A 23873-nucleotide genomic window follows, 5' to 3' on the forward strand; every position below is an offset into this window, starting at 1 on the left:
AAGGGAAGAAAAATGAGTAAAAAATTTGTGGATTACTATCCTTTGACAAGTGAGCTGTTAGAAGAAATACGAAGAAAGACATTGTATTTATTTAAAAAATTTGGCTATCAACTAATAGAACCGTCTATGTTTGAAGAATATGAAAAATCAAGAAGTTTAAATGGGCAAAATTCAATAAAATTTATGGACAGTGATGGAACAATTATATCTCTAAGAAGTGAATTTACACCAAAAGTAGCAGAGATTGGAGCTAAAAATGGAGGGGAAATTTATCCCATTAAATACTGCTACTTTGGAAGAGCCTTTCAGTTTCTGCAACAGGAGGCTGGGGACCTAAGAGAGTTTTACCAAGCTGGGGTTGAAAACTTTCATACATCGGACAGTTATTACATAGATTTAGAAATTTTGATTTTGGCAATTGAAAGTCTTTTGCAGCTGGGAGTTGACAATTTCACAATTGATATTGGAGAGGTCAACTTTTTTAAAGGAATAGCAGCGGACTACGGAATAGACGATGCTTCAGCAGAAATTTTGTGTAAGTTGGTAGATAAAAAGGATTATATTGGAATCGAGAATTTCTTGATAAAGAAAGGAATTTCAGAGAAGGTAATAGATGTTTTTAGAAACCTTACTCGATTGTATGGTAAAAAAGATAAGATAAACGATGCTTATAAGTTTGCTAAGAATGAAATCTCAAAATCTGCAATAGAGAGGTTAAAGGAAATATTTGATAAACTAAGTAACCTGGGGTATGAAAAATACATTTCAATTGACTTTGGAATGGTAAAGCATTTAAACTATTACACAGGAATAATATTTTCTGGCTATCTTCCTAAATTAGGGTATCCAGTTTTGAATGGAGGAAGGTATGACAACTTATGTGAAACATTTGGTAAGAAATTGTATGCTATTGGGTTTGCACTGGGAGTGGACAGAATTTTAAACTGCCTGATGAGAGGCGGTAAGGCGAAAGTTAAACTTTACAAAGCTGCTTTATTTTATAAAGAAGGATTTTTTGAGATTGCAATTGAAAAACTTTTGAGGCTTGAAAAAGAGGTTTATTTTTGTAGCAATCCAATTGATATTCAACAAGCTTTCAATATAAGCAAAGAACTCAAAATAGGTGAATTTTACTATATTGATGAAGAGGGAATAAAAAGATATGATGTGGAGGATCAGAAATGATAACAATAGCATTGCCAAAGGGAAGATTAACCGAAGAGGCAACTGAGCTCTTTCAAAGATCTTCTCTTATTTCCATTGATATCTCTCAAGAGACAAGGAAACTTGTACTTGAGGACCCACGTGGTAATCTTCGATTTTTAATGGTAAAACCCTTTGATGTTCCCACATATGTAGAATATGGAATTGCTGACATGGGAATTGTAGGCAAAGATGTTTTACTTGAGGTAAACAAAAAGGTATATGAGCTCTTAGATCTGAAAATTGGAAAGTGCTTTATTGCATTAGCAGGTCCAAAAGGCTTGAGAGAAGAGCTTTTAAAAAAGTCAGAAAAGATAATAGCTACAAAGTTTCCTAATATAACAAAAGAATATTTTGAAAATGTCCTTGGCGAAGATGTGCAGATAATAAAGCTCAATGGTTCTGTAGAGCTTGCTCCTATTTTGGGACTTTCTGACATGATAGTGGACATTGTTGAGAGTGGGAGAACTCTCAGAGAAAATGGACTTGAGGTGTATGAAAAGCTCTATGATATAAGTGCGCGTTTGATTATAAACAGAGCAAGTCTTAAATTAAAGAGTGAAATAGAAGGAGTTGTAAATTGTTTAGAAAGGATGATATTGCAGTGAAGATATTAAAAGATAATAAAGAATTAGAACAATTTTTAAGCAATTTAAATTCTATTGGTTATCAGGCTGTTGAGGAGATAGAAGACAAAGTTAAAAAAATAATTGCAGACGTGAAATTAAAAAAAGATGAAGCTGTTTTGGGTTATACAAGACTTTTTGACTGTAAAGAATTTGATCTTGAGGATTTAATTGTAAAAGAGGAAGAAATTGATAGAGCTTTTTTTGAATGCCAAAAAGAGGATGAGAAATTTGTGCAAGCTTTAAAATTGACTTATGAAAATATCTATCAATATCACTTAAAACAAAAAGAAGAGACTTGGATTTTTACTAAAGATGATACAATCTTGGGTCAGATAGTGCGGCCGTTAGAAAGAGTTGGAATTTATGTACCAGGTGGTAATGGTTCATACCCTTCAACCGTTTTGATGAATTCTATTCCTGCAAAGGTAGCAGGTGTAAAGGAAATAATTATGGTGACTCCTCCAGACAAAGAGAAGAAGATAAATAAATATACCTTGGCAGCTGCCAAAATATGTGGAGTAAATAAAATTTTTAAAGTTGGAGGAGCGCAAGCAATTGCTGCACTTGCTTTTGGGACAGAGTTGATTCCAAAAGTAGATAAAATTGTTGGACCAGGAAATATTTATGTTGCTATTGCTAAAAAAATTTTGTTTGGAAATGTGGACATTGACTCCATTGCAGGTCCGAGTGAGGTTTTGATTATTGCAGACAGCTTTGCAAACCCCAAATATGTGGCAGCAGATTTGCTATCTCAGGCAGAGCATGACACAATGGCAAGAAGTATTTTAATAACAACTTCTCAAGACCTCGCCCTTGAGGTAAATAAAAAAGTAGATGAGATGTTAAAAGCAAATCCAAACCAAATAGCTGCTCAGTCTATTGAAAGAAATGGTGTAATAATAATAGTTGAGGATTTAGATGATGCGGTTGAGATTGCAAATAGAATTTGTCCTGAGCATCTTGAGCTTTGCTGCAAAAATCCAGAAGATTTAATCTTTAAAATAAAGAATGCAGGTGCAATCTTTGTTGGAGAATTTTCACCGGAACCAATTGGTGACTATATCGCAGGACCAAATCATGTGCTGCCTACATCTGGTACTGCTCGATTTTTCTCGCCTCTTGGCGTTTATGATTTTGTCAAGAGAATTAGTTTGATAAAATATTCGAAAGAACAATTTTTAAAGGATGCACCATTTGCAATTGAAATTGCAGAAAAAGAAAGGTTTTTATTTCACGCAAACTCTTTGAAAGTGAGGTTAGAAGATGTTTAGAGCAAAATTAGATTCATTTTCTAATTACTCAACCCCAATTTTTGAGCATCTTGTAAAAGCTGATGCAAATGAAAACCTCTTGGACTATCCTGAAGATCTAAAAGTTCTTATAAATTATGCTTTGCAAGAACATATTAAAAGTTTGTGTTTTTATCCGGAGATAAATTCGCAGCCTTTAAAAGAAGAACTTGCAAAGTTCTACGGTCTTGAAAAAGAAAACTTTATAATCGGAAACGGCTCAGACCAGCTTATTCAACTCATTATCCAAGCCGCTTGTGAAAAGGATGATTTTATCTTCACACTCTATCCGTCCTTTACAATGTACAAAATTACAGCTGAGCTATTTGATGTAAACCATAGTTTTATAGATATTACACAAAATTGGGAAATCGATGTCGAAAAGGTTATTAAAAAGATAGGTCAAAATGACAAAATTAAAGTAGTTTTCATTGATACACCAAACAACCCAACAGGTATAGCATTGGAGTATGAAAAGCTCAAGCTGATTGCAGAATCCTTTCCAGAAAGATTAATTATAATTGACAATGCGTATGGTGAATACTGTGATATTGATTATCTTGATTTAGTTCTCAAAAATAAAAATGTGATACTGTTAAAGACATTTTCTAAAATAGGATTTGCAGGAATAAGATGTGGGTATGGGATTGCAAATGAGAAGATTATTGAAAATTTACATAAAGTCAAACCACCTTATAATGTAAATACCTTGACACAACAAATTGCAATAACAGTCTTAGAAAATTTTAACAAACTAAAAGATAACATTGAGCTTATAAAAAGTGAAAGGCTAAGGATGACAAGAAGCTTACAAGAATTTTACTTCATTTTGCCATCCCAAGCAAACTTTATATCAATAGTAGATGAGGAAGCTGACTCTATTTTTGACTATTTGAAGGAAAAAAAGATTCTTGTCAAAAAGTTTAATATGGGGGACAAAAAGCTTCTGAGAATTACATTGGGCAAACCTAAAGATAATGATATAATATTAGAAAACCTTATCAGTTACAGGAGAGGTAAATAACCATGAGCCCACGCATTGGTGAAGTTCAAAGAAAAACTAAAGAGACAGAAATCAGGATAGTTTTGAACATTGACGGTGATGGAGATTATAAAATTTCAACAGGGATAGGTTTTTTTGACCATATGCTACAGCTATTTTCCCATCATGGCAAATTTAACATTCAGCTTGAAGCAAAAGGTGATCTTTATATTGACGACCATCACACAATTGAAGATGTGGGTATAGTGTTAGGGCAGGCATTTTTAAAAGCCGTTTCGGACAAGAGAGGCATAAAAAGGTACTCTCATATAATCTTGCCAATGGATGAAGCACTTGTTATGGTTGCTATTGATATCTCTGGAAGGCCTTATTTAGCTTTTGATGTAGATTTTAGATTACCAAAAATTGGTGAGATGACATCCCAAATGGTGGTTGAATTTTTCAGAGCGTTTGTCTCTTCTGCCAAAGTAACTCTTCACATAAAGAAAATATCAGGTGAGAACGATCATCACGTTTGTGAGGCAATTTTCAAAGCGTTTGGCAGAGTTTTAAAAGATGCTTGTACAATTGTTGATGACAAAATACCATCTTCAAAGGGAGTGCTGTGAATTTGAAAAGGATTTGTATTGTAGACTATGGAATGGGTAACTTGAGAAGTGTACAAAAGGCTTTTGAGTACTTGGGGTTTAATCCTATTGTCACTTCAAACAAAGATGAAGTAGAAATGTGTGAAGCAATCGTATTGCCTGGAGTAGGTGCGTTTGACGTAGCTTATGAGAACCTTGAAAAGCTTGACTTGGTTGATGTTCTGAAAAGAAAGCTAAATGACGCTATTTTCCTTGGGATATGCTTGGGGTATCAACTTCTTTATGAATTCAGTGAAGAAGGAAATTGTGAAGGACTAAAGGTTTTAGAAGGCAAAGTAAAAAAGTTTCCTAAAAAGGACACTATTAAGATTCCTCATATGGGGTGGAATAAGATAAAGGTAAAAAATAGCTCAAAACTTTTAAAAGGGTTAGATGGACAGTATGTTTACTTTGTTCACTCATACTATGTTGACAACAAGGACAAAGAGATAGTCTCATCTACATGTGAACATGGAATAGAGTTTGACTCTTCTATTGAAAAAGGAAATATCTTTGCGACACAATTTCATCCAGAAAAAAGTGGTGAGGTTGGGCTTGAAATCTTAAGAAATTTTGGGGGATTGATATGATTGTAATACCTGCAATAGACATAATTGACGGTAAGTGTGTGAGACTTACCCAAGGAGATTACAATAAAATCCATGAATACAATTCAGATCCTGTTGAGCAGGCAAGGTACTTTGAAAAAGAGGGGGCGCGGTATCTTCATGTAGTTGATTTAGACGGTGCAAAGAAAGGGAGTCCAGTTAATTTTGAAGTGATAAAGAGAATAAAAGAAGGTACAAGTTTGACTATAGAATGTGGTGGAGGTATAAGAGATAAAAAGACAATAAATGATTACCTTTTGGCGGGGATTGACTATATCATTTTGGGTTCTATTATCTTTAAAAATCCTGAGTTTGTAAAAGATGCTATAAAAAAGTTTGGGAATGAAAAGTTTATAGCGTCACTTGACTTTGAAGATGGGTTTGTAAAGCTTTCTGGCTGGCAAGAAGCAACTCGAATTTCAATAGAAGAAGGAATTTTGCATATTAAAAAGCTGGGTTTTCAAAAACTTATATATACTGACATAAAAACTGACGGAATGTTAAAAGGTCACAACTTTGAAGCTGCAAAATATATTCGAAGTTTATTTGAGGGATTTTTAATCTCTTCAGGTGGGATTTCCTCTAAGGATGATGTTTTGAGATTGAAAGATATAGGAGTTGACGGTGTAATTATAGGTAAAGCTCTTTACACAGGACACGTTAAGCTAAATGAAATAATTAATTTAGTTTAAAAGCAAAAAGGGAGAAGATGGCTAATGGTTGCAAAGAGAATTATTCCCTGTCTTGATGTTAATAGAGGAAGAGTTGTGAAAGGCATAAATTTTATAAACCTTGTTGATGCAGGAGACCCTGTTGAATGTGCCCAAAAATATAACCAGCTTGGTGCAGATGAGCTTGTATTTTTGGACATTACAGCCTCACATGAAGAAAGGAATATAATGATTGATGTTGTAAAAAAGGTTGCAGAAAGAGTATTCATTCCTTTTACAGTAGGGGGTGGTATAAGGAATATAGAAGATATCCGAAATTTACTGTTAGCAGGTGCTGATAAAGTTTCAATAAACTCAGCAGCTGTGAAAAATCCTGATTTGATAAATGAATCTGCAAAAATCTTCGGTTCTCAGTGTATTGTTGTTGCAATAGATGCAAAGAGGCACAAAGATGGTTTTCATGTGTACATAAACGGGGGCAGGATTGATACAGGTCTTGATGCTATAAAATGGGCAAGAGAAGTGGAAAGAAGAGGAGCTGGTGAAATTCTTTTGACTTCAATGGACAGAGATGGAACAAAAGCTGGCTATGATTTAGAGTTAACAGAAGCTGTGTGCTCAGCTGTTAATATTCCTGTTATTGCTTCAGGAGGTGCTGGCAGACCTCAGGACTTTTTAGAAGTTTTCAAAGTAGGTGCTGAGGCGGCACTGGCTGCGTCAGTTTTTCATTTTGGTGAGATTTTAATTAGTGATCTGAAGCAGTTTTTGAAAAATCATAATATTGAGGTGAGAACATAAGATGTTGGATTTATCAGCACTCAAATTTGACAAGAACGGACTTATTCCTGTAGTTGTCCAAGATTTCAATACAAACGAAATCTTGATGTTGGCTTACATGAATAAAGAGAGTATAAACCTTACAATTGAGACAGGATATATGCACTATTTTAGCAGAAGTAGAAATAAAATATGGAAAAAAGGCGAGACATCTGGAAATTTTCAGAAAGTAAAGGCGTTGTATCTTGATTGTGATGGCGATGCTATATTAGCAATTGTTGAGCAAACAGGTGTGGCATGTCATACTGGAAGTAAGACTTGCTTTTTTACAAACATTTTTGGAGAAGACAAGAAGAGTAAGGTTGATATTCTTTTTAAACTGATTGAGACAATAAATGACAGAAAGAAAAACAAGGTTGAAGGTTCATACACCTGTTACTTGTTTGAAAAAGGCCTTGACAAAATTCTCAAAAAAGTTGGCGAAGAGGCCACAGAGGTAGTAATAGCTGCTAAGAATGGCTCGAAGGAAGAAGTTATATATGAAGTCTCAGACCTCATTTATCATTTGAGCGTGCTACTTTCATATTTTGATATGGACTGGAGTGATATATTCAAAAGTTTAGAACAGAGAAGGAAATAGTTAAATTTTTTAAAGCTTTGGATCTTTTCTGTTTTAAAACCTGAAAAATATTGTATAATATAAATGTCAAAGCTTATTTTATTTTGCTTAAAGGAGGGGTTTAAAAATGCAGAAATTTGCAGTAGTTATGGCAGGTGGTGGTGGCACAAGGTTTTGGCCTTTATCAAGGAGTTCATCACCTAAGCAGTTTTTAAACCTCTCTGGAAATGACATATTAATAAATGAGACTATTGATAGAATATCTAAGATAATTCCAAAGAAAAATATATTTATTGTGACAAATATAAACCAGAAAGAGATGATAGAAAAGGTTTTAGATAGCGAGGTTGATAGGGACAATATCATCTATGAGCCAATAGGCAGAAATACAGCTGCATGTATTTTATATGCAGCACTGAAAATTAAAAAGCTACATGAAGATGGAATTATGTGTGTATTCCCTTCTGACCACTATATAAAGGACAATGACGGATTTGCTGAGGTTTTAAATACCTGTATTGAGATTGCAGAAAAGACTGATAAACTAATAACAATTGGAATTAATCCAACATTCCCTTCAACGGGATATGGATATATCAAGTTTGATAAAGACTCGCAGGACAAGTATGACAAAAAAGCATATGAGGTTTTGGAATTTGTGGAAAAACCGTCATTTGACAAGGCAAAATCTTATATAAAAAGTGGTAACTATCTGTGGAACAGTGGTATGTTTGTGTGGAAGCTTGACACAATTATTCAGAATTTTAACAGATTTTTGCCAAGGATATACAATAAATTTTACTCTATATATGAATACCTATGGTCAGAAGAGGAATTCAAATATGTAAGTGAGATATATCCAAGTTTGCAGGATATCTCAATTGACTATGGTATAATGGAAAGAGCTGATGAGGTTGTTGTTGTACCTGGGGATTTTGGTTGGAATGATGTGGGTTCATGGGACTCCTTAGGTGCAATTTTCCCACCAGATGAGGACGGAAACATTATCAAGGCGTTGCATGTTGGTATAGATACACGCGACTGTATAATTTACGGGAATAATAGACTTATTGCTACCATCAATGTTTCAGACGTTATTATTGCAGAGACAGAGGATGCTGTTTTGGTTTGTGCAAAAAACAGAGCTCAGGATGTCAAGAAGATAGTTGAGATGCTCAAAGAAAAGAAATTGGACAAGTTCATATAAAGTAAGAAAGGCGGTCTTGTATGTCTGACAATACAAAAAGGATTACAAAAGCGACCTTTTTGGTGATAATGGCAACAATATTGTCAAAGTTATTTGGATTTTTTCGTGAGGTTGTATTAGGGGCGTTTTACGGAACAAGCTATAAATTGGATTCACTAATTGCTGCCCAGCTGTTGCCGGGCGTTTTTTTTGCAAGTATATTGGCCTCGTTTTCAACAACATTTATACCAATTTACAATGAAATAGTAGTAAAAGAAGGAAGACAAAGAGCAAATAGGTTTGTAAATAAAGCCCTTTTTTTAATTGTTGCTTCTGCTCTTTTTATTGCAATTATTGGCTTTATTTTTTCACCTTTTATAGTTGACATAATATTTAAGGGTTTTGATTTGCCAAAAAAGCAGCTTACTTCACAGCTTATGAGGATTACTTTCTTTTATATAATCTTTTTAGGAGCTAATTATATATTCCAAGGTTTTCTACAATCAAATGAAAATTTTGTTATTCCAGTATTGGTGGGACTTCCTTTTAATGCAATAATCATTCTTTCTGCTTTCCTCAAAGATTTGTTCGATATATACGCTGTTGCAATTGCCTTTGTTTTAGGATATCTTTCAATGGTGATATTTCAAATACCATTTGCCAAGAAAAAAGGCTTTAAATGGGAACTTAATTTTAATATAAACGATGAATATCTACAAAAAATGTTTAAACTTGTCTTGCCAGTTTTTATTGGTTCATCTGTGATGTCATTAAACTCTTTTGTGGATAGGTATTTAGCTTCATATTTGCAAGAAGGAAGTATTTCAGCATTAAACTATGCTGATAAACTCAACGGCTTAGTTTATGGCATCTTTAGTGCTTCAATTTCAGCAGTTATTTACCCTTATCTCTCACGGTTTTTTTCAAGTAGCCAACAAGAAGAGTTTAAAAAGTATTTGATACTCTCAATTAACTCTCTAATTTTGATAATGATTCCGATTACATTCGGAGTTTTTATTCTTAGCAATGAAATAGTCCAAGTTGTCTACGAAAGAGGAGCGTTTAATAAAAAGTCTACATATCTTACAAGTGGTGCACTCATGTTTTTCTCCTTAGGATATTTAGGGTATGCAGTAAGAGATATACTTAGCAGGACATTTTATTCAATCCAAGATACGTTGACACCTATGAAAAACGGGATATTTGCTGTTGCTGTTAACATTATTTTAAATGTAATTCTTGTTAAATTTTTACAGCACAGAGGTTTAGCTCTTGGGACAAGTATTGTGGCATATGTCTCGGTATTTTTACTTTTAAAGAGCTTAATTAAGAGAATAGGGAAAATAGATTTAAAAAATTCGTTAATTGTCCTTTTAAAAGCAATTTTTGCATCAGTGTGTATGTTAATAGCTATTATTCTTGCAAAGAGATTTGTGTATATAACAACACCTCATTTGTTTTTAACACGAACAATAAATTTAGCGATCCAGATATTTTGTGGAGTAATTTCATATTCAATTGTGATTTATCTTTTAAAGGTCAATGAAGTCAAGTGGCTCTTTGAAAACTCAAAGCTTGTGTTAAGCAAATTCAGAGATTTAGTTGCAAAATAACAACATCTAAATATCTGCCAAATTTATAACCTACATTATATAGTTTCCCAACCTCAACAAATCCTAAGGATTTGTGCAAGTTAAGACTTGGTTGATTTTCAGTACAGATTTTGGCAATGATATTTTTAAATCCATTTTCTCTTCCCTTTTCAATCAAAAATTTTAAAAGCATTTTGCCAATACCTTTTCCTCTGTGAAGATGGTGGATATATATAGAATCTTCTACAGTAATAGAATATCCCTCTTTATCAGAAAAAGGTGATAGACAACCATAACCAATTATTAATTTTGAACTATCTTCAACTACATAAATTGGGTATTTAAAACTGTGTAGGTCAAAGAATTTTAAAAAGTCCTCGGTAGATTTTGGCCGAGTATCAAATGTTGAGGATGAGTTTAAAACTTCGTAGTTATAAATTGATAAAATTTGTGGTATGTCAGAGATTGTAGCCTTCCTGATAATCATCTTTAAACCTCCTCCTTTTTTGGTCATTTTTAAATATCTAAAAAACAAATAGGGAGTGAACAAAGATTACAAAAACACAAAAGGCAATATACGTAATAAAAAAACTTTTAGAGATTTATCCAGAACCAAAGTGTACCTTAGATTATGATAAACCATATGAGCTTTTAATAGCAACAATTTTAGCAGCCCAGAGTACTGATGAACGTGTAAATAAGATAACGCCTAAGCTTTTCAAAAAGTATCCTACGCTTGAACACTTTGCAAATGCTAATTTAGAAGAATTGGAAAGAGATATAAAACCTGTTGGGTTTTATAAAAACAAAGCAAAGAGTATAAAAGAAACAGCAAAGATTCTCATCGAAAAGTACAATGGCGTTTTGCCAGATAGCATTGAAGCGTTAACAAAGCTGAAAGGTGTGGGAAGAAAAACAGCAAATGTCATAATGGCAAACATCTTTGGAGTACCTTCCATAATAGTTGACACACATTGTATGAGACTTTCAAACAGAATTGGTTTTGTGAAAAGCAAAGACCCTGATAAGATAGAGTTTGAACTGAGAGAAATAGTTCCTTTTGACATGTACACTATATTTAGCAATCTCATGGTTTATCATGGAAGGGCTACATGCAAAGCAAGAAAACCCAAGTGCAGTGAATGCATTATAAACAATGTATGCGACTTTTACAAGAGGTTGTCTAATGACATAATTCTAAATGTTTGAAACCATAACCTACAATGCAGAAAAAGTGAATAAACCTCTAAATATTGAAGGTAAGGGGCTGTCAGTTTATCTTTTGGGGCAGTCCCTTATTTTTTTGTATTTTCTAAGGTGAATATGGGGATAATATGTAAATAGTCGATTAGAAATAGAAGATTAAAAAGGAGAAGAGAAACATGAAAATAGGAATTCCAAATAGCTTTTGTTATATGGGAATGGAAAAATTTTTGGCTAATTTTCTCTCAAAAATATCTGATGAGTCAGAAGTAATCTTCTCTGGGCCTACAACAAACGAGATGGTAGAGTTTGGAGTACAAAATAGTATAGAAGAGATTTGTATGCCCGCAAAGGCATTCATTGGTCACGTTGAATACTTAGCAAAATACCAAAAAGTTGATGCTATTTTACTGCCAAGGCTGACCTCATTGAGGTATAGAACATATTCATGTCCGAAAATTATTGGAATTCCTGACTTAGTAAAAACACATTATGCTAACATGAGGATAATCTCACCAGAGCTAAACTTAAGAAATGGGATGTCTTATGTAAATGATTTTTTAGTAGAACTGGGCAAACATTTTACAAATGATAAAAGACGATTGAAAAAGATTGTAGAAGGCTTTACTAATAGTGAACTTTTAGAATATTTTCCGCCAATTGTAAAAGACAAAAAGAATATTTTAGTCTTAGGGCACAGTTATGTCATCTTTGACAATAATCTCAACAAAGGAATTCTGCAAATTATAAAGGATAGTGGCTATAATCCAATCTATCCTTTATACCACCACATTTCAGACAAAGACATTACACTTGAGTTACCAAAACCTTTCTTTTGGTCAACTGCTCAAAACATTTATGAATATTTTTATTGGGCTCAGAAAAATTTAAAACTTGACGGTGTTGTATATCTTATGACATTTGGCTGTGGAATAGATTCCATTTTAGAAGAGGTAATTAGGAGAAGTTGCAAGATATTGAATTTGCCTTATCTTTGTATTACTTTAGATGAACATTCTGCCAACGTCGGAATTCAGACAAGAATAGAAGCTTTTATTGACATGATTGGATGGAGGAGAGAGAATGAAGATTACATTTCCACACATGGGTAATCTCTATATGATTGCAAAACCACTTTTTGAAGAGCTTGGATTTGAAGTCATTGTCCCGCCACCGAATAACAGAAAGACTTTGGAGATTGGGAAAAACTACTCACCTGAATTTATATGTATGCCATTTAAGCTCAACATAGGAAACTTTGTTCAGGCAATTGAAATGGGTGCTGATACAATTGTGATGTTTGGTGGATGTGGTCCGTGCAGGTTTGGATACTATGGTGCACTTCAAAAGGAGATTTTAAAAGACGCTGGATTTGACGTTCAGATGATTGTAATTGAACCACTTCATTATGGAATTGAAAATTTTTTATCTGAAGCAGGGAAGGTCTTTGCCAAGAAAAACTTAATTGGTATTTTGCCTAAAATCTATAGTTTGGCAAAGATGATTGACAGGATTGAAAAAAGAGTGCATTTTCTAAGACCTAGGGAAATGGTAAAAGGAAATGTTGATAGGATATATAATCGATTTAGAATTGAGGCTTTGAAAACAAAAGGTATTGAACAGATGAAAAAGTTAACAGAAGCAACTACTGTACTTTTAGATAATGTGTATGTAGTAGATGAGAATGTAAAAAAGATTGGAATTGTAGGAGAGATATATACTATTATAGATGACTTTGCAAATCTCAATATTGAAAAGATAATAGGAGACATGGGATATGAGGTGGAGAGAAATTTATATATTTCATACTGGATCGACAATCATTTGATATATCCATTGCTAAGAAAAAAAGACCTAGTTGTAAAAAGATATTCAAAAGACATAATGGAGAATCTGATTGGTGGTCATGCAAGAGAGACAATTGCCTACGCGAAATGGTTTGAAAGTAAGTATTTTGCCGGTATTGTTCATGTCTTTCCTCTCACATGTATGCCAGAGATAGTAGCAAAGTCTGTATTGGCCGATCTCAGAAATGAACTTAGAGTGCCTCTATTGCACATTGTTGTAGATGAAATGGAAAGTGATGTGGGGCTAAAAACGCGTTTAGAGGCCTTTTTAGATTTAATCGAGTCAAGGAGTGAAAAAAGTGGACAAGCTAAACTGCTTTCTTGGAATTGATATAGGCTCTGTTAGTACAAACGTGGTATTGCTTGACGAGAATAACAACATTGTAGAAAGTATATATGTAAGAACAGAGGGCAGACCAATTGAAGTTTTGCAAAAAGTGCTTGCACAGCTTTATCAGAAGTATGAGGAGAGGTTAAAAATCTCAGGAGTTGGGGCAACAGGATCTGGTCGTAATCTTGCTGCAATAATGGTTGGAGCAGATACTGTAAAAAATGAGATTACAGCACATGCAAAGGCAGCAATTCATTTTATTCCAAATGTGAGAACAGTAATTGAGATAGGTGGACAGGACTCAAAGATAATTTTGATAAAAAACGAAATTGTAGTTGACTTTGCAATGAACACTATCTGTGCTGCAGGGACAGGTTCATTTTTGGACAGGCAAGCAGAGAGGCTAAACATTCCTATAGAAAGGCTTGGAGAGATAGCAATAAAATCTAAAAATCCTGTGAGGATTGCGGGAAGGTGTGCTGTGTTTGCAGAATCTGACATGATTCACAAACAACAGCTTGGACATCTTTCCGAAGATATCCTTTTTGGACTTTGTTTAGCGCTTGCAAGAAATTATATCTCAAACGTTGCAAAAGGTAAGACAATTGAAGAGCCTATTATATTTCAAGGTGGAGTTGCTGCAAACATCGCAATGAAAAAGGCGTTTGAACAGGTTTTGCAAAAAGAGATTGTTGTTCCTCAGTATTTTAATGTCATGGGAGCAATAGGTATAGCCCTTTTAGCAAAAGAGAAGACAAAGGGGCTTATAAGTAACTTTAAAGGGTTTGATTGTATCAACAACAGCAAGTTTGAAACAAGGGGATTTGAATGCAAAGAGTGTTCTAATAACTGTGAAGTAGTAGAATTTTACAACAATAATAACTTAGTTGCTACGTGGGGTGACAGGTGTCAGAGATACTCAAGTAGCAAAAATCACCATGTTGAAAAGTCGAAGAATCTGTGATATATTTAAATTAGAAAAGAAAGTAGCCCAAAAAGGAACTCTGCCGTGTGCGTTACAAGATGGTGAAGTTCCAGGCCAACACCATCATAAAAGGGAATCCGGAGTCCAATAGTGGCGCATAGGCTTCCCACCCAAGATTTTGTTTGGGTGACAAACAGGAAGTAATGCAAAGCTATTGGCAGGATACCCACCTGCTGAGGCAGGGTCTGGGAAACTCCCTGAGGACGGCATGGTGGAGTTCCTGAACAAAATGAAAAGAAAGTGTACAAAGGCCCATGAATTTAAATGGGTCTTTTATTTTTATCTTAATTCTCATTTTTGAATTTGAAAGGAGAGTTGAAGTGGATACAGTGGATATATTTCAAAGGACAATGATGCTAATAGGGGAGGATGGACTTAAGAAATTGTCAAACGTAAACATTGCTGTATGTGGTCTTGGTGGAGTTGGAAGCTTTGCTTTTGAAGCACTTGTAAGATGCGGAATACAAAATTTTGTGATACTCGACAAGGATAAGGTTTCAGTTTCAAATTTAAATAGACAATTAATAGCTACTATATCAAATATAGGTAAATCAAAGGTTGATATTGCATATGAAAGAGCTTTAGATATAAATCCTTTTGTAAATGTGGTGAAGGTTCCGAAAGAAATTAATCCAGAAAATGTTGAAGAGTTACTTGGCAATACAAAGATAGATTACATAGTTGATGCAATTGATGATGTCTCTGCAAAGATTGCATTAATTAAATTTGCAATTTCAAGAGAGATAAAAATTATCAGTAGTATGGGCATGGGGAATAGGTTAAATCCATCTTTACTGAGAATTTCTGATATCTACTCTACAAAAAACTGTCCACTTGCTAAAAAGATAAGAAGTATACTGAGAAAGGAAGGAATAAAAAAACTAAAAGTGGTCTACTCCGAAGAAAAACCTCTCAAGCCTGATTACAAGTTTTTAAAGGAAAAAACGCAAAAGGCTCATGTGCCAGGCAGTATTTCATTTGTTCCACCTGTTGCCGGATTTTTAATGGCTTATGAGGTTGTGAAAGATCTACTTGGGTGGTAACCAAATTTGTTGTACAAAGAGCTGTTTTTTGTGTTAAAATATCAAAAAAGGATTGTAAAATGGAGGATACATAAGAAAATGAGTACCTACAAATTTGCAAGAGCGTTTAGAGGATTCAAGCCAAGCTCTGTAATTGAATATCTCAATAACCTTGAGAAAACATACGAAAAGGAAATAAAAGAAAAACAAGAGACAATTGTAGAACTTCAAAGAGAAAATGAGGAATTGAAAAAGAAGCTTAGCAAGCTTGAAGAGGAGTTTTCAAAATTAAGTGAACAAAAGATTAAAATTGCAGAGCTACTGATTATTGCCCAGGAAAAGGCAGAGAGTATTGTTTCAAAGGCTATAGAAGAAGGAGAAAATAAAAAGAAAGCGTTGCTTGAGGAGATTGAAGAGCATGAAAAGACATTGCAAGGTTTAAAAGAAGAAATAAAAAGGATAAAGAGCGAGCTTCAGTCTGTGATAAGCAAGTTTGAAAATGAAACAGGAAATAAAGGCGAAGAAGAGGAGAGTTCAGATTGAGATATTTTGAGCTCTCCTTTTTTGCATATTGTTTTCCTATCTTTCATAAACTTACTGTAGAAAAATTATTTTAAAGTGAAGGATGATAAAGGTCATTAATATCTCAAGGATTGTGAGAGTGTCATTTTATTTTATCCTTATAGTGTTTCTTGCAAGTTGTATTTACATCTATTCAGAAGTTGCAATAGAAGTTATAAACCAGAAAAAACTTCTTCCCATCTATTGTGTTGCAAGAAATGATAATAAAATTGCAATTACATTTGATGCTGCTTGGGGTAATGATGATACAAAAGATCTTCTCAAGATTTTAAAACAGTATAAAGCAAAAGCTACGTTTTTCTTGGTAGGTTTTTGGGTGGAGAGATATCCGAACGATGTACTTGAGATTTGCAAAGAGGGACATGAGATTGGAAGTCACTCTGACAAACATTTACACATGTCTAAACTATCAGAAACAGCTATTGTAGAAGACATAAAAAGTTGTGAAGAAAAGATTTCAAAGCTAATTGGCAAAAGACCAGTTGTATTTAGAGCTCCCTATGGCGATTATAACAATACTCTAATCGAAACCCTCACTTCCTTAGGCTATTATGTAATCCAATGGGATGTTGATTCACTTGATTGGAAAGACTTGCCTGAAGATGATATAGCACAAAGAGTATTAAGGAGAGTAAAGAGTGGATCAATAATTTTATTTCACAATAACGCAAAGAACACAAAGTATGCACTTCCAAAGATATTAGGTGAGCTTTCAAAAAGAGGATACCAGTTTGTAACAGTTTCTGAATTAATATACAAAAATAACTATTATATTGATCACCAAGGTATACAAAGAAAGTTAGAAAATACAGTTAAATAAATTAAAACCGCACGGGTCACACTAATATATACACTTCATTTTAGACGAGGAAATGTTATGACAAGAGTGTATGTACTGTCAAACAGTGTGCAATTAAAAGAGTTATTTAAAAATAACTTTGTTGATGTTATCAAAAAAAAGGGTAAAAAAATATTAGAGATAGATTTGGCAAAGAACCGTAATAAAAAAGAAAACCTTGTATTATTAGTATCACAACTCAAATTGCTTTTTGATTATATCATTTTGTACTCAGATTGTCCAGAGCAGACTGCAAAGATTTGTGATATAATAATTGTCTTACAAAATGAGCTTTTAGATGGGCTGTCAAGTGTGTTAAATAAACAACAAGTGGTTTTGCTTTTTTCAGATGACACAGCTAATAGAAATCTCAATGGTATCAGTTCAAAGATTATAGATATAGGTTTTTCGCCACAAAACACTGTAAACATTACCCATTTAGAATATGGACACGACAATAAAGTAACTTTTAATCTATTTTTTCAAAGAGCTGTTGAAGATATTGAAGGAAATTTTGTTATTGAGAAAGAAATAACAGAACATTGCGTATATACCTTAATAGACTATGAACTTTTGTATGTGTATCCTCTTATTACTACATTGAAGGTTTTGTTTCAATTAATTTGAAAGTCTAAAAACGCAACTTTTTGAATAGGATAAAAATAAGCTAAAAAAATACGAAGGGATGAGATTAATTATGCCTCAAAATCCTTTAGATAATAATAGAGTTTACTTATGTGGCAAGGTAGCAACTCCACTTAATTTTAGCCATGAGAGTTTTGGTGAGAAATTTTTCACATTTAAGCTTGAAGTACCAAGGCTTTCTCAGCAAAAGGATGTATTGCTTGTTACAATTTCAGAGAGACTTTTGATTAACGTGAACCTTGATGAAGGAAGCCTTATAGAAGTAATTGGCCAGTTTAGATCTTATAATAATCCTTCAAATGTTGGTAATAGGCTTATTCTCACTATTTTTGCAAGAGATATAAAAAATGTAGAGACCATTGACCCAACCAGAAATATAAATGAGATATTCCTAAATGGGTATGTATGTAAAAAACCTCAATATAGAACAACTCCATTGGGCAGAGAGATAACTGACATATTACTGGCTGTAAACAGGCTTTATGGCAAATCAGATTATATTCCCTGTATTGCGTGGGGTAGAAATGCAAAATATGCAAGTACCTTCCAAATAGGTGATAATATAAAAGTATGGGGAAGAGTCCAGAGTAGAGATTATCAGAAAAGATTAGAAACTGGCGAAGTTGAGACAAGAACTGCCTATGAAGTCTCTATATTCAAGCTCGAAAAGGTAGAAAATGAGCAGCAAAAAAGCTAAGCATTTCAAAAAGGCCTTTTTGATATGGATATTCTCATAAAAATGTGATAAAATCTTAAAAAGTGACAAAAGAGAATAAAGAGGTGTATTTATTGAACCTTCCCAATGTGCTTACTATTTTAAGATTCTTTTTAATTCCTCTTTTTGTTTTAGTCTTTTTCTCAAGCGTTAAATACAACTATTTGATAGCAATAGGAGTATTTTTGCTCTCAGGTCTTACTGACGTCTTAGACGGGTTTATTGCTCGTCGTTATAATATGGTAACAGAATTTGGAAAGCTGTTTGACCCACTGGCTGATAAGCTTATGATACTTACCGTTTTATGGTGCTTGGCCTACAAGGGTTATGTTCCTTCTATTGTTTTTTACATTATACTGTTTAAAGAACTCTTTATGATTGTAGGCTCAGTCATTTTATATGGAAGAATAAAGATTGTTGTTTCAGCTAACATATATGGAAAGATTGCTACTGTTTTGCTTTACATTGCTATAATATCTCTTCTCTTGAATATGAAAATATCACTCTACATTTTGATGATAGCAGTGGTATTTGCAATATTTGCGCTTATAGTATACACAGTGAAATATCTAAGTGAATATAAAAAGCTCAAGAGCACCTCCAATGAATAAGAAATTAACAAACGTGAAAAGCTACAAATAGGGAGGTGCTTTTGTTATGAGTGAAAAAAGAGAGAGAAGATATGCAAGCTGGCTTGGTATCATAGTGAGGTTTGTTGTTGCTTCTTTTATGATGCTCTTAATGCAAATAATCTATCCAAATTTTGTTTTTAGCAACTGGATGGTTGGAATAGCTTTAATTGCTGCGATATCTGTGGTAACATATATAATTGAGAGGATTACTACATTGTACAGAACACCAATAGGAAGAGGGATTATTGCTTTTTTGGTAACTTTTGCTATCTTATATTTTGCCAATATGTCAGTCCCTGGAATAAAGGTACCTTTTGTTGCAAATTTAATAACCTCTTTCGTAGTTGGAATGTTTGATATATTTTTGCCTGACAGAGTATTTTAATTTTGACCAAAAGGGGGTCTTTTGTTTGAAAATAGGAAAAATTCCTATTGAAATATTAAAGGAGCATGTGTTTGACCAAAAACCGGAAAGAAGTGATATTCTTCTTGCACCAGCTATTGGAGAAGACTCAGCAGCAGTTGATATTAAAAGTGATATTGCTGTTATCACAATGGATCCAATAACAGCAGCAGGCAGTATGATTGGATATCTTTCAGTTGTTGTGGTTTGTAATGATTTGGCTGCAGCAGGTGCTGAGCCAATAGGAGTGCTATGTACCGTCCTTATGCCACCAGAAAGTAGCCAAGAAGAGTTTATTCAAATTTTGCAGGATATAAAAGAGGCTTGCAAAAGGTTTAATATACAACTTTTAGGTGGTCACAGTGAAGTATCGCCCGTTGTTACAAAGCCTTTAATTGTGTCAACAGGTTTTGGTAAGGTACAAAGGGACATGCTCATCTCTACCAGTAAAGCAAAAGTGGGTGATAAGATTATCATCACAAAGACATTGGGAATAGAAGGCACATTTATACTTTATAATGAAAAAAAAGAAAAGCTAAAAACATTTCTAACTCCAGAGGAAGTTTCAGAAATAGAGAATTATATCAACAAATTAAGTGTAATTGAAGAAGGCTTGGTTGCAAGAAAATATGCAAGTTCTATGCACGACATCACCGAAGGTGGTCTTTTTGGAGCAATTTATGAGGTTTGCAACGCTGCAAGAAAAGGCGCGAGAATCTATGAGGAAAAAATTGTGTTGAGTAGCAGTGTTAAGAAGGTTTCTTCTTTTTATAATTTAAATCCGTATAAGCTTATCTCAAGTGGAAGTATGTTGATTACTACTGATAAAGAAAATGAGCTTATCTATGAGCTCAAAGAAAAAGGGATTGATTGCTGCGTTGTTGGAGAGATTATTGAAGAACCAAAGATAGAGTTTATAAGTTCAAGCGGTGAGATTATACTTATAGATGAACTACCAATTGATGAAATCTATAAAGTGGTGTAGAAGGGGTAGGAATGAAATGAAGATATTAGTCATTGATGATGATGTAAAGATTTGTGAGGTTATTAAACTGTATTTAGAAAAAGAAGGTTTTGAAGTTGTAATTGCCCACAATGGCAGCGACGGTATGACCATGTTCAAACACGAGATGCCGGATTTAGTCATACTGGATATTATGCTCCCTAAGAAAGATGGGTATGAAGTATGCAGAGAAATCAGAAAAATCAGTAATATTCCAATTATAATGCTCACTGCAAAAGGTGAAACATTTGATAAAGTGTTGGGTTTAGAGCTTGGAGCAGATGATTATATTGTCAAGCCATTTGACCCAAAAGAGCTCATTGCGAGAATAAAGGCTGTTTTAAGACGAACTCAAGGTGAAGTAAATGATGAGAAGGTGGTTGTTTATCCTAACCTTACCATCAATTTAACTACATACGAGGTAAAGCTTGAGGACAAGATTATAGAGATGCCGCCAAAAGAGATAGAGCTTTTATATTTTTTAGCATCTCATCCTAATAAGGTATTTACACGTGAACAGCTTCTTGACCACATATGGGGTTATAATTTTATGGGCGATACCAGAACTGTTGATGTCCATATTAAAAGGATTAGGGAAAAAATAGAAAAAGATAAATACCCTTGGCGTATCAAAACTGTTTGGGGTGTGGGTTATAAATTTGAGATTTAAATTTGCCTTAAGGGTGTGAATTAAATTGAAATCTATATACTTTAAGTTTGTTACTATCTACACGATTATAATTGTCATGGGTTTTCTAATATTTGGGACAATACTTAACAATCTTACTGAAAATTATTTTATATCACAAAAACAGACTCAGCTTGTCCGTGAAGCTGAAAAGATTGCAACAGGTCTTGCTCTTTGGTATATCACAGGCTTTTTAGAAAGGGATAGGCTTAGATTTGAGATAAATTTTTTACGTGACTATTTAAATGCCTCAATATTAATGATAAACAGAAATGCAAATGTTGTACTAAATTCAGATGAACAAGTTTTTATAAATGATTCAATTCTTCAAAGGATTAGAGATAAGGTATTCAGTGGTAATATCGCTGTTGAGAAGACATTGATAGGAGCTATCGTAAAGAAAGAATATCTTATAATTGGGTATCCTGTTGTAATAAATAATCAAGTGGTTTCTGGACTTTTGCTTATCACATCAACAGACGATATTCGGCAAACACTTAGGATGTACAATAGAATAATATGGCTTATTACATTGTTTGAGGTAATTCTTGTGTTGATTATAACCTATGCGCTTACACAGAAAATTATCACCCCAATAAAAAAGCTTGCAACTGTTTCAAGAAAAATTGCAGAAGGAGATTTTTCAGAAAAGATTCCTATACCGCTAAACAGCAATGATGAGATTGGGGAGCTTATAGCTTCTTTTAATTACATGACAGAAAAGTTAGAAAACTTAGAGATGATGAGGAAAAGTTTTATATCAAATGTTTCTCATGAGCTCAGATCTCCGCTTACATCTATAAGAGGTTTTATTGAAGGTATACTTGACAGGACAATTCCTGATGACAAAAGAGATTTTTATTTAAACTTAGTGAAAGAAGAGGTTATAAAACTTAACAACTTAATAAATCAACTTTTAGAATTGTCAAGACTTGAGTGGGGGAAGATAAATTTAAATTTGAGCACATTTAAGATTTATTCTGTTATAGCAGAAGAACTGATTAAGTTTGAACAGCGAATTGAAGAGAAAAAGATAGAAGTATTTTTGGAAGTAGATGAAAATCTTGTGGTTAAGGCAGATAGGGATTTGATTAGCAGGGTAGTTCACAACCTTTTGGACAATGCGATAAAATACAATAAAGTCGGGGGTAAGATATATATATATTCCGAAGTTGAAAATGGCAAAGCATATATCACAATTCAAGACACGGGCATTGGCATACCTGAAAAGCTTCAAAAACTCATATGGGAAAGATTTTACAAGGTTGATGAGTCGCGCAGCCTTGAAAAGGGCGTAGGTTTGGGACTTTCTATAGTAAAGGAGATTATAAAGCTCCATAAGCAGAATATCTGGGTTGAAAGTGAAGAGGGTGTGGGTACAAAGTTTACATTTACGCTTGATTTAAAATAATTTTTATTATTTGTTAACAGTTCGTTAAAAATTTTTTCAAAAACAAGAGGTAAAATTATAAGTGAAAAAATAAAGTATAAGAGGTGAGGATAAGATGTCTGATAAATTTGATTTCGAAACACCAAATTATCAACCTTCTTACAGTCCTATTAACTTTGAGATTCCAAGAACTATAAAGAAAAAGAAATCTTTAAAAGGGTACTTATTTGCAGGCTTCATTGGCGGTTTGATTGGCGCACTATTGGTTTCAATAATATTTATGGGATATTTTGGTGTTAACTTTGCTAACTTCAAAAACGATGTAAACTCAGCTATAAGCGGTCTTAACTTGGAGAGTTCAAATAATTTAGAACCTGTCACAAGGACAGTTGTTTTGAATTCTGGTAACGATTCATTTGTCACAGATGTTGCAAAAAAAGTTGGTCCGGCAGTTGTTGGAATCAAGAACAAAAGCACAGCCTACAACTGGTGGACTGATGAGACGCAAGAAGTTACAATTGGTGAGGGCTCAGGTGTTATTATTAGCAAGGACGGTTATATTGTTACAAATAACCATGTTGTATCGGGTGCACGCAGCATTTCAGTAATTCTATCGGGTGAAAAGGAAGTTCCAGCAACAATTGTTGGAACAGATGCACTCAGTGACATTGCAGTTATAAAGATTGATCAAAAATATGTAACATCTGTTGCACCACTTGGAGACTCTTCAAAGGTTAAGGTGGGTGAGTTTGTTGTTGCAATAGGGAATCCGTTAGGTCAGGAGTTTGCTGGTACTGTTACATTTGGTGTTGTAAGTGCTGTCAATAGAAAACTTGACGTGGGAAATGGTGTACAGATACCCTTGATACAAACAGATGCGGCAATAAACCCCGGAAACAGTGGTGGAGCACTTGTAAATAGCAGTGGACAGGTAATAGGTATAAACACTGCTAAGATATCTCAAACAGGCGTTGAAGGAATGGGGTTTGCTATACCAATCAACTATGTAAAGCCAATTGTAAATGACTTGATTAAATACAAAAAGGTTTTAAGGCCAACAATAGGTATATCTGTTATGGAGTACTACGACAGAGCTGGGAATATAGTAGGTTTATATATCTCAAAAGTATATTCAGGCACAGGCGCAGCAAAGGCAGGACTGAAAGAGGGAGATTTGATTCTCCAGATAGATGGTAAAAAGGTAACCACATTTTCAGATATTCAATCAATACTTTCTACTCATAAGATTGGAGATGTGATTACTATAAGGGTATTGCGTGATGGACAAACTAAAGATTTTAAAGTAACACTTGGTGCACCAATAAATACAAACGATTAACAATAAGTGTATAATAAATTGCCAAAAAAGAGGCCATCACCAGAGGA

The 23873-nt window shown here is 33.9% G+C and carries 27 protein-coding genes and 1 other RNA gene; 27 read left to right on the forward strand and 1 reads right to left on the reverse strand.

Annotated features, from left to right (window positions below; all coding sequences use genetic code 11):
* Positions 1 to 12: 12 nt before the first annotated feature.
* From ELD05_RS06015 to murJ, 11 genes are all read left to right on the forward strand, one after another.
* Positions 13 to 1185, forward strand: coding sequence for an ATP phosphoribosyltransferase regulatory subunit (locus ELD05_RS06015; RefSeq protein ID WP_127351716.1), 1173 nt, complete (start codon positions 13 to 15; stop codon positions 1183 to 1185).
* Entirely contained in the window at positions 1182 to 1811 is a 630-nt protein-coding gene (hisG, locus tag ELD05_RS06020) for an ATP phosphoribosyltransferase (RefSeq protein ID WP_127351717.1), read from the forward strand. Before ELD05_RS06015 ends, hisG begins: the two co-directional genes overlap by 4 nt.
* The gene (hisD, locus tag ELD05_RS06025) at positions 1808 to 3103 is read left to right on the forward strand and encodes a histidinol dehydrogenase (protein WP_039764616.1); all 1296 of its coding nucleotides are present in this window, start codon (positions 1808 to 1810) and stop codon (positions 3101 to 3103) included. The genes hisG and hisD overlap by 4 nt, the downstream gene beginning before the upstream one ends.
* Positions 3096 to 4145 (forward strand): histidinol-phosphate transaminase, encoded by a 1050-nt coding sequence (hisC, locus tag ELD05_RS06030; RefSeq protein WP_127351719.1) that lies wholly within the window; start codon positions 3096 to 3098, stop codon positions 4143 to 4145. The genes hisD and hisC overlap by 8 nt, the downstream gene beginning before the upstream one ends.
* Positions 4146 to 4147: 2 nt before the next feature.
* On the forward strand, positions 4148 to 4732 hold the full coding sequence (hisB, locus tag ELD05_RS06035) for an imidazoleglycerol-phosphate dehydratase HisB (protein ID WP_127351720.1): 585 nt from the start codon (positions 4148 to 4150) through the stop codon (positions 4730 to 4732).
* A 2-nt stretch (positions 4733 to 4734) separates the two neighbouring features.
* Positions 4735 to 5340 (forward strand): imidazole glycerol phosphate synthase subunit HisH, encoded by a 606-nt coding sequence (hisH, locus tag ELD05_RS06040; RefSeq protein ID WP_127351721.1) that lies wholly within the window; start codon positions 4735 to 4737, stop codon positions 5338 to 5340.
* Entirely contained in the window at positions 5337 to 6050 is a 714-nt protein-coding gene (gene hisA / locus ELD05_RS06045; protein WP_127351722.1) for a 1-(5-phosphoribosyl)-5-[(5-phosphoribosylamino)methylideneamino]imidazole-4-carboxamide isomerase, read from the forward strand. Before hisH ends, hisA begins: the two co-directional genes overlap by 4 nt.
* Positions 6051 to 6074: 24 nt before the next feature.
* Positions 6075 to 6827, forward strand: coding sequence for an imidazole glycerol phosphate synthase subunit HisF (gene hisF, locus ELD05_RS06050; RefSeq protein WP_127351723.1), 753 nt, complete (start codon positions 6075 to 6077; stop codon positions 6825 to 6827).
* A 1-nt stretch (position 6828) separates the two neighbouring features.
* Positions 6829 to 7446 (forward strand): bifunctional phosphoribosyl-AMP cyclohydrolase/phosphoribosyl-ATP diphosphatase HisIE, encoded by a 618-nt coding sequence (hisIE, locus tag ELD05_RS06055; RefSeq protein ID WP_127351724.1) that lies wholly within the window; start codon positions 6829 to 6831, stop codon positions 7444 to 7446.
* Positions 7447 to 7552: 106 nt separating this feature from the next.
* The gene (locus ELD05_RS06060) at positions 7553 to 8632 is read left to right on the forward strand and encodes a mannose-1-phosphate guanylyltransferase (RefSeq protein ID WP_127351725.1); all 1080 of its coding nucleotides are present in this window, start codon (positions 7553 to 7555) and stop codon (positions 8630 to 8632) included.
* A 20-nt stretch (positions 8633 to 8652) separates the two neighbouring features.
* On the forward strand, positions 8653 to 10224 hold the full coding sequence (gene murJ / locus ELD05_RS06065; RefSeq protein WP_127351726.1) for a murein biosynthesis integral membrane protein MurJ: 1572 nt from the start codon (positions 8653 to 8655) through the stop codon (positions 10222 to 10224).
* On the opposite strand, the gene ELD05_RS06070 is transcribed toward murJ, so the two are convergent.
* Positions 10202 to 10690, reverse strand: coding sequence for a GNAT family N-acetyltransferase (locus tag ELD05_RS06070; RefSeq protein WP_127351727.1), 489 nt, complete (start codon positions 10688 to 10690; stop codon positions 10202 to 10204). The two genes, murJ and ELD05_RS06070, sit on opposite strands and share 23 nt — an antisense overlap.
* A 65-nt stretch (positions 10691 to 10755) precedes the next feature.
* Here ELD05_RS06070 and nth point away from each other — a divergent pair, with 65 nt between their 5' ends.
* The 16 genes from nth to ELD05_RS06150 all read left to right on the forward strand — a co-directional run bounded on the left by nth (position 10756) and on the right by ELD05_RS06150 (position 23826).
* Complete coding sequence (gene nth / locus ELD05_RS06075) at positions 10756 to 11412, forward strand: endonuclease III (protein WP_127351728.1); 657 nt, start codon at positions 10756 to 10758, stop codon at positions 11410 to 11412.
* A gap of 173 nt (positions 11413 to 11585) precedes the next feature.
* Positions 11586 to 12518 carry an acyl-CoA dehydratase activase-related protein gene (locus ELD05_RS06080; protein WP_127351729.1) on the forward strand — a complete coding sequence of 311 codons (933 nt, stop codon included), beginning with the start codon at positions 11586 to 11588 and terminating at the stop codon, positions 12516 to 12518.
* The gene (locus ELD05_RS06085; protein ID WP_127351730.1) at positions 12490 to 13584 is read left to right on the forward strand and encodes an acyl-CoA dehydratase activase-related protein; all 1095 of its coding nucleotides are present in this window, start codon (positions 12490 to 12492) and stop codon (positions 13582 to 13584) included. The genes ELD05_RS06080 and ELD05_RS06085 overlap by 29 nt, the downstream gene beginning before the upstream one ends.
* Positions 13553 to 14548 carry an acyl-CoA dehydratase activase gene (locus ELD05_RS06090; protein WP_127351731.1) on the forward strand — a complete coding sequence of 332 codons (996 nt, stop codon included), beginning with the start codon at positions 13553 to 13555 and terminating at the stop codon, positions 14546 to 14548. Before ELD05_RS06085 ends, ELD05_RS06090 begins: the two co-directional genes overlap by 32 nt.
* 34 nt (positions 14549 to 14582) lie before the next feature.
* A non-coding RNA gene (gene ssrS / locus ELD05_RS06095) (6S RNA) lies at positions 14583 to 14791 on the forward strand.
* A gap of 128 nt (positions 14792 to 14919) precedes the next feature.
* Complete coding sequence (locus ELD05_RS06100; RefSeq protein ID WP_241243684.1) at positions 14920 to 15612, forward strand: tRNA threonylcarbamoyladenosine dehydratase; 693 nt, start codon at positions 14920 to 14922, stop codon at positions 15610 to 15612.
* 78 nt (positions 15613 to 15690) lie between these two features.
* Positions 15691 to 16134, forward strand: a complete 444-nt coding sequence (locus ELD05_RS06105) for a DivIVA domain-containing protein (RefSeq protein WP_127351733.1) — start codon at positions 15691 to 15693, stop codon at positions 16132 to 16134.
* Between the two features lie 82 nt (positions 16135 to 16216).
* Complete coding sequence (locus ELD05_RS06110; RefSeq protein WP_127351734.1) at positions 16217 to 16993, forward strand: polysaccharide deacetylase family protein; 777 nt, start codon at positions 16217 to 16219, stop codon at positions 16991 to 16993.
* Positions 16994 to 17050: 57 nt separating this feature from the next.
* Positions 17051 to 17638: a hypothetical protein gene (locus tag ELD05_RS06115; protein WP_127351735.1), complete on the forward strand. Its 588-nt coding sequence runs from the start codon at positions 17051 to 17053 to the stop codon at positions 17636 to 17638.
* A 70-nt stretch (positions 17639 to 17708) separates the two neighbouring features.
* On the forward strand, positions 17709 to 18353 hold the full coding sequence (locus ELD05_RS06120) for a single-stranded DNA-binding protein (protein ID WP_127351736.1): 645 nt from the start codon (positions 17709 to 17711) through the stop codon (positions 18351 to 18353).
* Positions 18354 to 18436: 83 nt separating this feature from the next.
* Positions 18437 to 18982, forward strand: coding sequence for a CDP-diacylglycerol--glycerol-3-phosphate 3-phosphatidyltransferase (gene pgsA / locus ELD05_RS06125; RefSeq protein WP_241243685.1), 546 nt, complete (start codon positions 18437 to 18439; stop codon positions 18980 to 18982).
* A gap of 46 nt (positions 18983 to 19028) precedes the next feature.
* Positions 19029 to 19388: a phage holin family protein gene (locus ELD05_RS06130; protein ID WP_127351738.1), complete on the forward strand. Its 360-nt coding sequence runs from the start codon at positions 19029 to 19031 to the stop codon at positions 19386 to 19388.
* 25 nt (positions 19389 to 19413) lie between these two features.
* The gene (locus tag ELD05_RS06135; protein ID WP_127351739.1) at positions 19414 to 20391 is read left to right on the forward strand and encodes an AIR synthase family protein; all 978 of its coding nucleotides are present in this window, start codon (positions 19414 to 19416) and stop codon (positions 20389 to 20391) included.
* Positions 20392 to 20407: 16 nt separating this feature from the next.
* Positions 20408 to 21079, forward strand: coding sequence for a response regulator transcription factor (locus ELD05_RS06140; RefSeq protein WP_127351740.1), 672 nt, complete (start codon positions 20408 to 20410; stop codon positions 21077 to 21079).
* Positions 21080 to 21104: 25 nt separating this feature from the next.
* Positions 21105 to 22508 carry a sensor histidine kinase gene (locus ELD05_RS06145; protein WP_127351741.1) on the forward strand — a complete coding sequence of 468 codons (1404 nt, stop codon included), beginning with the start codon at positions 21105 to 21107 and terminating at the stop codon, positions 22506 to 22508.
* 94 nt (positions 22509 to 22602) lie between these two features.
* Positions 22603 to 23826 (forward strand): S1C family serine protease, encoded by a 1224-nt coding sequence (locus tag ELD05_RS06150; protein ID WP_011917521.1) that lies wholly within the window; start codon positions 22603 to 22605, stop codon positions 23824 to 23826.
* Positions 23827 to 23873 lie beyond the last annotated feature (47 nt).

It is taken from the genome of Caldicellulosiruptor changbaiensis, from assembly GCF_003999255.1.
GTDB classification, from domain to species: domain Bacteria; phylum Bacillota; class Thermoanaerobacteria; order Caldicellulosiruptorales; family Caldicellulosiruptoraceae; genus Caldicellulosiruptor; species Caldicellulosiruptor changbaiensis.